Here is a 12072-nt window from a genome sequence, read left to right as displayed (position 1 = left end):
AGACGAGGTGAATCATGTGCGGAATCGTCGGAGCAAGCGGCCTGAACAATCAGGTGCCGCAACTGGTCAATGCGCTGAGCCGGCTCGAATATCGCGGCTACGATTCGTGCGGCATCGCCGTGCAGCGTGACGGGCGCCTGCGCAGCGAACGCACGCTGCGACGCGTGACGGACCTGCAGGATCGCGTGCTGACGCTCGGTCTCGAAGCGCAGACCTGCATCGCGCATACGCGCTGGGCGACGCACGGCGCGCCGTCGGAAATGAACGCGCATCCGATCATGTCGGGCGACACGATCGCGGTCGTGCACAACGGGATCATCGAGAACCACGACACGCTGCGCGCCGAGCTGCGTGAGCGCGGCTACACGTTTCGCGGGCAGACCGACACCGAAGTCATCGCGCACCTGATCCACAGCCTCTATCGCGACGACCTGTTCGACGCGGTCGTGCGCGCCGTCAAACGGCTGCACGGTGCGTACGCGATCGCGGTGCTCGGCGCGCGCGAGCCGCAGCGCCTCGTCGCCGCGCGCGCCGGCTCGCCGCTCGTGATCGGCATCGGCGCCGAGCAGAACTACCTCGCGTCCGACTGCGCGGCGCTCGGCGACCTGACCGACCGCTTCGTGTACCTGGAGGACGGCGACGTCGCGCTGATCACGCCGGAGCGCATCGCCGTGGTCGATGCGGGCGGACAGGAAGCGCGGCGCCCGTTGTGCGAAGTGAAGGCGCGCGCGGACGACGCCGCGCTCGGGCCGTATCAGCACTTCATGCAGAAGGAGATCTTCGAGCAGCCGAAGGCGATCGACAGCACGCTCGACGGCATCGACACGATCTCGCCGGCGCTGTTCGACGCGACGGAAGCCACGCGCGGGCTGCTGTCGCGGGTCAGAAGCGTGCTGCTGCTCGGCTGCGGCACCAGCTACTACGCGGGCCTGACCGCGAAATACTGGCTCGAAAGCATCGCCGGCGTGCCCGCGCAGGTCGAGATCGCCAGCGAATTCCGCTACCGCGACACGGTGGCCGATCCGCGCACGCTCGTCGTCGGCATCTCGCAGTCGGGCGAAACAGCCGACACCATCGGCGCGATCGAGCAGGCGCGCGCGATGGGCCAGGAACTGTCGATGGCGATCTGCAACGTCGCGACCAGCACGATCGCGCGCAATGCGCCGCTGCGGTTCCTGACGCGGGCCGGCATCGAGCTCGGCGTCGCATCGACCAAGGCGTTCACCACGCAGCTCGTCGCGCTGTTCGTGCTGACGCTGACGCTCGCGCAGCTGCGCGGCCGGCTCGATGCCGCGCAGGTCGCGACGCACCTGAAGCAGTTGCGCGCGCTGCCGGATCGCATCGGCCACGCGCTCGCGCTGGAAACGCAGATCATGGGCTGGGCCGCGAAGTTCGCCCGCACCGAGAACGCGCTGTTCCTCGGCCGCGGCATCCATTTCCCGATCGCGATGGAAGGCGCGCTGAAGCTCAAGGAGGTGTCGTACATCCATGCGGAAGGCTATGCGGCCGGCGAACTGAAGCACGGGCCGCTCGCGCTCGTCACGAGCGCGATGCCGGTCGTCACGATCGCGCCGGACGACCGTCTGTTCCAGAAGCTGAAATCCAACATGGCCGAGGTGCGCGCGCGCGGCGGGCGGCTCTACGTACTGGCCGGCAATCAGCTCGAAATCGACGCCGACCGCGACACGCACCTGATCCGCGTACGCGAATCGGGCGACCTGCTGTCGCCGATCGTCAACGTGATCCCGCTGCAATTGCTCGCCTATCACGTCGGCTGTACGCGCGGCGCCGATGTCGACAAGCCGCGCAACCTCGCGAAATCGGTGACCGTCGAATGAAGCGGCGAATGCGTCCGGCGCAGACGGTCATGCGGCTGGCCGCGGCCGTGCTCGGCGGCGCATGCGGCGTCGGCGCGGTGTCGCCGTTTGCCTTTGCCGGCGCGCCGGCCGTGCATACGGTCACCGTGCCGAGCGCCCCGTCGCCGCAGGACACCGGCGACCCGCGGCGCTTCATGCACGGGATCGGCGTGGCCGACGCCGGCGACGGCAAACGCTGGGTGTTCTTCAGCAGCTCGGGCATCGTGCCGCGCGGTGCGCTGCGCAGCGGCAGCTGGCCGCATGACGTGTACGTCGGCGAATGGCAGCCGGACAAGCCGCGCGTGCTGCACGTCCGTACGTTCATCAGCCGCCCGGAGGCGCAGGAACCCGTGTCGATCGCGCAGAATGCACACGGCGACATCTTCGTCACGTTCGAGGACGGCTGGAACACGTCGCAGGAAGTCAGCCAGCGCTACGGCATCTACCGCCGCGACCTGAAGCCGGTCAAGCCCTACCCGAACGACGTCGAATCGGGCGGTCATTCGGGGCACGTCGCGACGGTCGCCGACCGCTTCGTCGTGTTCTATTCGACCGACTGGGTCAACGGCGGCGGTGTCGACAACCTCGGCAGCGGCAACGGCGTGTACCTGAAAACCTACGACGCGGCCGGGCGCGTTCTGAACCACGTCGCGGTCGCGCCGCATCGCCGCGAGTGGTGGCCCGTGATCGCGGGCTCGCCGCGCAACGCGCTGCTCGTGTGGCAGAAGTTCATCGACGGCAGCACGGACGCGACACTCGAATACGCGATGTTCGATCCGGTCACCGCGAAGCTGGAAAAACTCGGCTCGCTGAACGACGCGATCCAGTATTACGTGTATTCGGCCGCCTATGTGCCGGAGATCGACCGTTTCATCGTCGTCACGACGACCGCGGACGATCGCGGCGTCGCGATGCTGATCGCGCCGGACGGCCGCCGCACGGCGACGCTCGATTGCCTGCCCGCGTCGGTGCGCGAATCGGGCATCGGCGTCGCCGGCACACATGCGTATGTGCCGACCCGCGACGGGCGGCTGCTGACGCTCGCGCTGGCGCCGGCGAACATGGCGGTGAGCGGCGTGCAGCGCTCACCCGTTCCGTGGGGCTCGACCGGCGTCGCCGGTTTCCCGGCGCGCGGCACGGCGATGCATTTCGTGTCACTGACGCCGTCGGGGATGCGCGAAGCCGATTTCGAACCGGCGCGCGACACGCCGATGCCGAAGAACGAAGTGTCGTGTTCGAGTCATTGAAGGCGGGCGCGTCACGCCATGTCGCGGGCGCGGGCCGATCGCGTGCCGCCACCGTGCCTGTCGTTTTCCCCGTCCGGATCGCGCGACGACGCGCCCTCGCCCCGTCACGCGCCCGGTAGTCGGGCGCCGGCGCGTGCTGGTCCAATCATCGCCGCCGCGCGTTTCCCGCGCCGAATTCGCCAGCGCCGCCCGTACCGGATAGACTGTCGCCCGACTCCTTCCATCGGCCGCGGCGTCCCGCCTCCTGCCGCCGCCGGAACGCCCTTTCCCGGAGAACGAATGCTGAAGCGCCAGTGGTTTTCGCTTGTGCTGCTGACGGTTTGCCTGCTCGGGCAACGCGCGTCGGCCCAGTCCACGCTCGAACTCGACACCGACGGCACGGCCCGCGCCGTCACCCGCCAGACGCTGCTCGCCCGTACGGACGCGACCGACATCCACGTGCCGCGCGACATCGCGTACGGCCGGCCGATGACGTTCCGCGCCGTGCCGTTCGCCGCGCTGCTCGGCGACACGCCGCTGCCGGCCGACGGGGTGCTCGAAACGCGCGCGGCCGACGGTTTCGCCGCGCAACTGCCGCTCGATCTCGTGCGCCGCCGCGCGCCGGCCGGCGCGATCCCGTGGCTCGCGATCGAGGATCCGGCCCATCCGTGGCCGAAACTGCCCGGCAAGCAGGTCAGCGCGGGGCCGTTCTATCTCGTATGGCTCGGGCCGGACGCGTCGTCGGTGCGCGGCGAGCAGTGGCCGTACCAGATCGTGCGCATCACGATCGAATCGTCGCCGCTCGCGCGCTGGCCGTCGCTCGCCGTCGACGCCGCGTTGCCCGCGAACGATCCGGCCCGCGCGGGCCAGCACCTGTTCGTCACGCAATGTCTCGCGTGCCACCGCATCGACGGCGCGGGCAGCAGCCACGCCGGCCCCGACCTGAACACGCCGATGAACCCGGTCGACTACTTCCAGCCGGCCGCGCTGCGTCGCTACATCCGCAACCCGGCGTCGGTGCGCGACTGGCCGGGCCGCAGCATGCCGGCGTTTCCGCCCGATCAGCTGAGCGACCGCGAACTCGACCAGATCGTCGCGTATCTCGCGTACATGGCGCGGCGCAACGCGGGGAAGTAACGCGGGCCACCCCGGCCGCACCCGTCGCGCTTACGCTTCCTGCGCGCTCTGCAGCACCGCGCGCAACAGCACGTCGGCGCCGGCCGTCGCCCATTCGGGCGTAATCGCTTCGGCCTCGTTGTGGCTCAGCCCGTCGACGCACGGCACGAAGATCATGCCGGTCGGCGCGACACGCGCGACATAGCATGCGTCGTGGCCCGCGCCGGACACGATGTCCATGTGCGACAGCCCGAGCGAGCGCGCCGCGTCGCGCACCGTGTCGATGCAGCGTGGCGCGAACGGCACCGGTGCATACGTGAAGATCTGCTCGATCTGCGCGCCGAGGCCGGTTTCGTCGGCCACGCGCGCGAGCTCCGCGCGCAACGCCGCGTCCAGTTCGTCGAGCACCGCATCGTCGGGATGCCGGAATTCCACCGTGAAAAAGCAGCCGCCCGGCACCGTGTTGCGCGAATTCGGCCGCGCCTCGATCATGCCGACCGTTGCGCGCGCATCCGGTGCGTAGCGGCGGCCGAGCACTTCGACGAACGAGATCATCCGCGCCGCGCCGACCAGCGCGTCGCGGCGGAACGCCATCGGCGTCGTGCCCGCGTGCGCGTCGACACCGGTGAGCGTCACCTCGTACCAGCGCTGCCCCTGCCCGGCCGTCACGACGCCGATCGTCTTGCCGGCCCGTTCGAGAATCGCGCCCTGCTCGATGTGCAGCTCATATGCCGCGTGCACCGGATAGCCGCCGACCGGCTCCGCGCCCGCGTAGCCGATCCGTTCGAGCTCCTCGCCGATCGTCCGGCCCGCGCCGTCGGTGCGCGACAGTCCGTATTCGAGCGTATAGACGCCCGAGAACACGCCGGCCGACACCATCGCCGGCGCGAAGCGCGAGCCTTCCTCGTTGGTCCAGATCACGACGTCGACCGGACGCTCGGTCTCGATGCCCGCGTCGTTCAGCGCGCGCACCACTTCGAGCCCGCCGAGCACGCCGTAGATGCCGTCGTAACGCCCGCCGGTCGGCTGGGAATCGGCATGCGAGCCCGTCATCACCGGTGCGGCGTCGGGACGGCGACCGGCGCGGCGCGCGAACACGTTGCCCATCCGATCGACGCGCACCGTGCAACCGGCTTCACGCGCCCACTGCACGAACAGGTCGCGCGACTCGCGGTCGAGGTCGGTCAGCGCGAGACGGCACACGCCGCCCTTCGGCGTCGCGCCGATCTGCGCCATCCGTTCGAGCGACGCCCACAGGCGGTCGCCGTCGACGCGCGGCATGCTTGCGGGAGCGTCACGCATCGCCGTTCTCCGGCGCGGGTTGCAGCGCATAGCGGAAATCACAGCGCTTGCCGCCCTGCATGATCGTGCTCGTGCGCGTGAGCGCGATGTCCGGCGCATAGCCCTGGATGAAATAGCTGTCGCGCGCGCAGCTCAGCAGGTGCCCGATCTCGCCGAGCCCCATCGCGTGATACATCTCCGCGTAACTGCAGCGATGCACGTCGTAGTCGTAGTGCGCGTCGTCCGCGCGCCGCACCTCGACGTCGAGCGCATCGTCCTTCTCCCACAGCACCTGCAGCGCGATGAACGATTTCACGCTCGTGCCGTCCGGCTCCTGCGCGGCGAACGTCCGGCCCGCGTCGACGGCCGCGCCGCGCACGGCTTCCGCGATCACGGCCTGCGCGCGCTCGGCGCCGAACTCGCGCTTCATGATCTCGTAGATCGGCTTGATGATTTCCGCTTCGATGCGGCGCCGCGCGAGGATCCCGAGGCGCGAGTCCTCGGGGGCGGCGGCGGATGTCTGGTTCGCTTCGGTCATGGAGATCGTGTTGGTCGTTTTGTCGTTACTTGGCTGCGGTGCGCGAGCCGCCGAGCACGTCGACGACGGCCCACTTGCCGCCGCGCACCTGGTAGATCGTGAAGGCCGGGTCCTTCAGGTTGCCTTCGGCGTCGAACGCGATGCGCCCCGTCACGCCGAGCCGGTCGATCGCGCGAACGGCCGCGACCAGCTTCGCCGGCTGCGTCGTGCCGGCCTTCTGCGCGGCCGCGATCAGCGTGGCGGCCGCGTCGTACGCGAACGGCGCATGCAGCTCGATCGGCGCATGAAAACGGGCCTGGTATTGCGTGTCGAACGCCTTGCCGCCCGGCATCCGGTCGAGCGACAGGCCCGGTTCGAGCGCCGTCACGCCGTCGCCGTCCTTGCCGGCGAGCGACAGGAAGGTCTGGCTCACGAAGCCGCCCGCGCCGAGCAGCGGCGCGTTCACGCCGAGCTGGCGCAGCCGGCGCGCGATCGGCGCGGCTTGCGCGTCGAGGCCGCCGAAGAACACGAGATCCGCGCGCTTGCCCTTGATCGCGGTCAGCACGCCGCTGAAATCGGTCGTCTTGTCGTTCACGTACTGACGATCGACGATGGTCCCGCCGTTCGCCTGCACGCCCTTGATGAACTGCTCGGCCAGCCCCGCGCCGAACGACGTGCGATCGTCGATCACCGCGATGCGCTTCGCCTTCAGCGTCTTCACCGCGTACTCACCGGTGAAATGGCCGCCCGCATCGTCGTGACCCATGATGCGGAACGCCGTCGCGTAGCCCTGCTGCGTGTATTGATGGCCGGTGGACGCCGGCGCGATCTGCGGAATGCCCGCATCGCGGTACACGCGCGACGCCGGCACGCTGCAGCCCGTGTTCCAGTGACCGACGACGCCGATCACGTGCTGGTCGACGAGTTGCTGCGCGACCGCGACGGCCGTGCGCGGGTCGGACTGGTCGTCGGCCGCGACGAGCTTGTAGACGACCGGCTTGCCGCCGATGGTCGGATGCTTCGCGTTCGCGTCGTCGATCGCGAGTTGCGCGCCGTTCTGCAAGTCCTTGCCGATCCGCGCGGACGGGCCGGTGAGCGGCGCGGCGAGACCGATCAGGACCGTCTGCGGAGCGGACTGCGCCAACGCGGGAACGGAGGCGACCAGGGCGGCCGCCGAGAAGGCGAGGCTGGCGGGGAGGAAAGCGATTTTCATGTGCGGGGACCGGTCAATCGGATCAAAAACATGAAAAATATTAAATATTCGACATTCAAACCCCAAATATCCAATTGTTGGATGCTTATGCCGTTCTCCACACATTAGCGTATATCTTTGTAAATACGGGATATTTTTGTGTTGTCGCTTACCCTGACTTTTCGATAAAATTCGATACATGAAAAATATCGAACAATTGCCGCACGATCCACCGCTGCGCGCGGTGCGTGCGTTCGAAGCATTCGCGCGTCTCGGTTCGGTCACCGCGGCGGCCGGCGAACTCGACATCACGCCGTCGGCGGTCAGCCATCAGCTGCAACTGCTCGAAGCGTTCATCCAGACGCCGCTGACGGTACGCGAAGGCCGGCTGCTTGCGCTCACCGACGAAGGGCGCGACTACTACCGGTCGATCAGCGCGGCATTCTCGGTGCTGCGCAGCGCGACGCGCTTCGTGCGCGACCGTTCGTCGCTGCGCCAGATCACCGTCAGCCTGATTCCGCTGCTCGGCATCGGCTGGTTCATTCCCCGGCTGCATGCGTTCCTGGCCGACAACACCGACGTCGACGTCACGGTGCTGTACGCGCATCACCGCAACTACCGAAGCGATGCGTCGGATCTGTCGATCCGCTTCGGCACCGGCGACTGGCCCGGCTATCGCTGCGAGCGGCTGCTGCCGGGCGCGATGGTGCCGATGTGCAGCCCGTCGTTCCTGAAGCGTCACGGGCCGTTCCGCACGCCGGCCGATCTCGCCCGCGCGCCGCTCGTGCATGACGAGGATCGCAGCACGTGGGTCAACTGGCTGCAGGGCGCCGGCGTGCGGCACGTGTCGCACGCGGTGGGGCCGATGTTCGAGGATGGCCAGCTCACGCTGAGCGCCGCCCGCGCGGATCTCGGCGCCGCGCTGCTGCGCGCGCCGCTGGTCCAGCGCGAACTGGCGAACGGCGAGCTCGTGCAACTGTTCGATCACGCGCTCGACGACGGACGCGACTACTACCTGTGCACGCGCGAGGACGCGGACATGCCGGACGGGGCGCGGCGGCTGGCGGCATGGTTGCGGGAGATGGCGGGGATTTGAGCGGGGTGTGCCCCGCCTGCCGAACCGGGAATCGGCATTCGCTTCGGACAGGCGGCGATCCTGCATTTACGCGGCCGCATGTCGATGATGGCTGCGTCAAGTCAGGGAGATTGCAATGCCCACCATCCCGATCGACCTGTCGGATGACCAGCATGCCGCGTTGAGCATCATCGCAGGGGCCAGGGACCACCCCGCGCCGAAATCATCGGCGACGCAATCGATGCTGTATCACGCGACACGGACACACACTTGTCAACAATGGGTTCGGTCTATGGAAGGGGCGCGAGATTGCCGGCCAGGAGGACCTGCGTTCGGAATGGTGAAGGCATGTACAACCTCTGCCCCGCCCGAATCGCCTTCGGCCCCCGCCAATCAAGGGCCGGAAGCAGATAGAAAATCCCGATGCCGCGGATTGAAACAAGCAATTTCACAAGCTCAGGGTGAACCCGGATACTGGCAACACTCCACTCACCACTGAAGAAAAGGAATTGTCCAGATGCCGATCATCAACACCCAAATCAAGCCGTTCAAGGCAACCGCTTACCACAACGGCGATTTCGTGCCTGTCTCGGAAGAGAACTTCAAGGGCAAATGGTCCGTCGTCGTGTTCTACCCGGCCGACTTCACGTTCGTGTGCCCGACCGAACTCGGCGACCTCGCCGACCGTTACGCGGAATTCCAGAAGCTGGGTGTCGAAATCTACGGCGTGTCGACCGACACGCACTTCACGCACAAGGCATGGCACGACACGTCGGACACGATCGGCAAGATCAAGTACCCGATGATCGGCGACCCGACGCTCACGCTGTCGCGCAACTTCGACGTGCTGATCGAGGAAGAAGGGATGGCGCTGCGCGGCACGTTCGTGATCAACCCGGAAGGCGAGATCAAGCTGTGCGAAATCCACGACAACGGCATCGGCCGCGACGCAGGCGAACTGCTGCGCAAGGTCCAGGCGGCGCAGTACATCGCGGCGCACCCGGGTGAAGTGTGCCCGGCCAAGTGGACGCCGGGTGCGGAAACGCTGACCCCGTCGCTCGACCTGATCGGCAAGATCTGACGATCGCTCCGCGCGCCTCGCACGAGGCGCGCGACGGCGGGCCACGCACTGCGCGCCCCGCCCCCTCCTCCGGCACGACGTGCCCGACCAGCATAATCAATACGGAATCCGAAACGCCATGCTCGACGCCAATCTCAAGAACCAACTCAAAGCGTACCTCGAAAAAATCACGCGCCCGATCGAACTCGTCGCCTCGCTCGACGACAGCGCGAAATCGCAGGAACTGCTGGCGCTGCTGAACGAGATTGCGTCGCTGACGGATCGCGTGACCGTGACCGAACGCCGCGACGACGCCGAGCGCAAGCCGTCGTTCTCGATCGGCGAGCCCGGCAAGCCGGCCGGCATCCGTTTCGCCGGCATCCCGATGGGCCATGAATTCACGTCGCTCGTGCTCGCGCTGCTGCAGACGGGCGGCCATCCGATCAAGCTCGACGACGACGTGATCGAACAGATTCGCGCGCTCGACGGCGACTACGCATTCGAAACGTTTTTCTCGCTGTCGTGCCAGAACTGCCCGGAAGTCGTGCAGGCGCTGAACGTGATGTCGCTGATCAACCCGCGCATCCGCCACGTCGCGATCGACGGCGCACTGTTCCAGGATGAAGTCGAGTCGCGCCAGATCATGGCCGTGCCGACGATGTTCCTGAACGGCGCGTCGTTCGGCCAGGGCCGCAGCAGCGTGAAGGAAATCCTCGCGAAGCTCGATACGGGCGCCGGAGAACGCGCGGCGAAGTCGCTCGAAAACAAGCCGGTGTTCGACACGCTGATCGTCGGCGGCGGCCCGGCGGGCGCGGCTGCTGCGATCTACTCCGCACGCAAGGGCATCGCGACGGGTGTCGTCGCCGAGCGTTTCGGCGGCCAGGTGCTGGACACGATGGCGATCGAGAATTTCGTGTCGGTGCAGGAAACCGAAGGGCCGAAGTTTGCCGCCGCACTCGAGCAGCACGTCAAGCAGTACGACGTCGACATCATGGACGTGCAACGCGCCGACGCGCTGATCCCGGGCGACGTGCACCAGATCCGTCTCGCGAACGGCGCGGTGCTGAAAGCGAAGACGATCGTCCTCGCGACCGGCGCACGCTGGCGCGAAATCAACGTGCCGGGCGAGCGCGAATACCGCAACCGCGGGGTCGCGTACTGCCCGCACTGCGACGGCCCGCTGTTCAAGGGCAAGCGGGTCGCGGTGGTCGGCGGCGGCAACTCGGGCGTCGAGGCCGCGATCGACCTCGCCGGCATCGTGAAGGAAGTCACGCTGATCGAATACGGCGCGCAGCTGCGCGCGGACGAAGTGCTGCAACGCAAGCTGCGCAGCCTGCCGAACGTGACGATCGTCACGCAAGCGCAGACGACCGAACTGACCGGCGACGGCAGCAAGCTGAACGGGCTCGTCTACAAGGATCTGCGTTCCGGTGAAACGAAGCGCGTCGACCTCGAAGGCGTGTTCGTGCAGATCGGCCTCGTGCCGAACACCGAATGGCTGAAAGGCACGGTCGAACTGTCGAAGCACGGCGAGATCGTCGTCGATGCACGCGGCGCGACGTCGGTGCCGGGCGTGTTCGCGGCCGGCGACGTGACGACGGTGCCGTTCAAGCAGATCGTGATCGCGGTCGGCGAAGGGGCGAAGGCGTCGCTCGGCGCGTTCGACCACCTGATCCGGCAGGACGTGGCGGCGCCGGCCGCCACCGCGCAGCCGCGAGTCGAAGAAGCGGTCGCCGCCTGACGGACGTCAGCCCGACGGCAAACAGTTTGTCTCTCTTGGCCCCGCATGCTTTGGTCGGCGTGCGGGGCCCTTTTTATGCCGAGGACGCCCGCGGCTACTTGGTCGCGGTCGGGCCGCCGTTCGCCGGCACGGGCGTCGTGGTCTTGAAATGGCTCGACTCCCTGACGAGCTGCTCGGTCATCGCGGCGGCTACCGGATTCGCGCCGGACGACGAACCGCCCTGCCGATACGAACCGGTGCTCGCCGACGGCATCGACTGCATCGACGACATCGGCGGCGGCGGCAACGACGGGTCGAGCTTCGCCGATTCCCTGACGAGCGCCGCCGTCTCCGGCGTTTCGGATTTCGTCGCGGCCGGCGGCGCGGCGGCGGCGTGGCGTTCGAGGCCATCGCGCTTGCGCGGCGCGCGTTGCGTGACCTGTGCGGGTGCGGCGGACTGAGCCGACCGAGCGGGCTTGGCGGCCGGCGTGGGCGGCGGCGTCGCTGGGGTCGAATCCTGAGCGTCGACCGTCACGACGTTGACTTTCGGCGGCGGGGCAGCCGGCTTCGTCACCGGTTGCGGCTTGTCGCTGACCACCGGAACCGCGGCAACCGCTGCAGGCGGGGCGACGACGCGGGCAGTGGCGGCCGGCGCGGGCGTGGATGCGGTGGGAGGCGGTGCGGCAGCCGCCTGCTTCGGCGCCGTCGCGACAGCCGGTGCCGGCGGCGCGATCGCGCCCTGCACCGCGTGGTCGTTGCCCGCGGGCGCCGCGGCAACAGGCGCGGCCGAATCGCCGATGCCGGCGTCCTCGATCGCACGGTGGTCCGCGCGCAGGAGCATCACGTACGCGGTGCCGGCTGCGGCGACCAGGAGCCCGCCGGCGATCATCATGGTTTTACGGGTACTCGTCATGCTTGCTCACCGATCATATCGACGTGAACAAGCCATCATACGCGGCCAACGTCCGTTGATCCCGCATGAATACATTTGGTTGCATTGATGTCGGCGCAGGCCGGCGGGGGCCGTCC

The 12072-nt window shown here is 68.1% G+C and carries 10 protein-coding genes; 6 read left to right on the top strand and 4 right to left on the bottom strand.

The annotated features are described in order from the left end of the window. Nucleotides 1–14: 14 nt before the first annotated feature. From glmS to H0X90_RS30390, 3 genes are all read left to right on the top strand, one after another. Nucleotides 15–1838: a glutamine--fructose-6-phosphate transaminase (isomerizing) gene (gene glmS, locus H0X90_RS30400; protein ID WP_006488683.1), complete on the top strand. Its 1824-nt coding sequence runs from the start codon at nt 15–17 to the stop codon at nt 1836–1838. An 8-nt stretch (nt 1839–1846) separates the two neighbouring features. After that, complete coding sequence (locus tag H0X90_RS30395; protein ID WP_077190710.1) at nt 1847–3103, top strand: hypothetical protein; 1257 nt, start codon at nt 1847–1849, stop codon at nt 3101–3103. A gap of 279 nt (nt 3104–3382) precedes the next feature. Beyond that, nucleotides 3383–4219, top strand: a complete 837-nt coding sequence (locus H0X90_RS30390) for a cytochrome c (RefSeq protein ID WP_006488689.1) — start codon at nt 3383–3385, stop codon at nt 4217–4219. A 30-nt stretch (nt 4220–4249) separates the two neighbouring features. Here H0X90_RS30390 and H0X90_RS30385 read toward each other — a convergent pair whose 3' ends face one another. Genes H0X90_RS30385 through H0X90_RS30375 form a run of 3 tightly spaced genes read right to left on the bottom strand, consistent with a single transcriptional unit; the run spans nt 4250 to nt 7209 of the window. Further along, entirely contained in the window at nt 4250–5500 is a 1251-nt protein-coding gene (locus tag H0X90_RS30385) for a Zn-dependent hydrolase (protein ID WP_077190711.1), read from the bottom strand. Then, the gene (locus tag H0X90_RS30380) at nt 5493–6017 is read right to left on the bottom strand and encodes an L-2-amino-thiazoline-4-carboxylic acid hydrolase (protein ID WP_006488690.1); all 525 of its coding nucleotides are present in this window, start codon (nt 6015–6017) and stop codon (nt 5493–5495) included. Before H0X90_RS30380 ends, H0X90_RS30385 begins: the two co-directional genes overlap by 8 nt. 25 nt (nt 6018–6042) lie before the next feature. Beyond that, nucleotides 6043–7209 (bottom strand): branched-chain amino acid ABC transporter substrate-binding protein, encoded by a 1167-nt coding sequence (locus H0X90_RS30375; protein WP_077190712.1) that lies wholly within the window; start codon nt 7207–7209, stop codon nt 6043–6045. Nucleotides 7210–7387: 178 nt separating this feature from the next. Between H0X90_RS30375 and H0X90_RS30370 the strand changes: the two genes are divergently transcribed. The 3 genes from H0X90_RS30370 to ahpF all read left to right on the top strand — a co-directional run bounded on the left by H0X90_RS30370 (nt 7388) and on the right by ahpF (nt 11064). Continuing rightward, the gene (locus H0X90_RS30370; protein WP_006488686.1) at nt 7388–8284 is read left to right on the top strand and encodes a LysR substrate-binding domain-containing protein; all 897 of its coding nucleotides are present in this window, start codon (nt 7388–7390) and stop codon (nt 8282–8284) included. A 496-nt stretch (nt 8285–8780) separates the two neighbouring features. After that, nucleotides 8781–9344: an alkyl hydroperoxide reductase subunit C gene (gene ahpC / locus H0X90_RS30365; RefSeq protein WP_006488685.1), complete on the top strand. Its 564-nt coding sequence runs from the start codon at nt 8781–8783 to the stop codon at nt 9342–9344. A gap of 118 nt (nt 9345–9462) precedes the next feature. Continuing rightward, on the top strand, nt 9463–11064 hold the full coding sequence (gene ahpF, locus H0X90_RS30360) for an alkyl hydroperoxide reductase subunit F (RefSeq protein WP_077190713.1): 1602 nt from the start codon (nt 9463–9465) through the stop codon (nt 11062–11064). Between the two features lie 94 nt (nt 11065–11158). Here the strand turns inward: ahpF and H0X90_RS30355 are convergent, their stop codons facing one another. Next, complete coding sequence (locus H0X90_RS30355) at nt 11159–11956, bottom strand: extensin (protein ID WP_077021722.1); 798 nt, start codon at nt 11954–11956, stop codon at nt 11159–11161. Nucleotides 11957–12072 lie beyond the last annotated feature (116 nt).

The organism is Burkholderia sp. 9775_39 (assembly GCF_015712225.1).
Classification (GTDB): Bacteria; Pseudomonadota; Gammaproteobacteria; order Burkholderiales; family Burkholderiaceae; genus Burkholderia; species Burkholderia cenocepacia.
The sequence above is the reverse complement of the archived record's forward strand: the minus strand, read 5'-3'. Positions and strand labels throughout refer to the sequence as shown.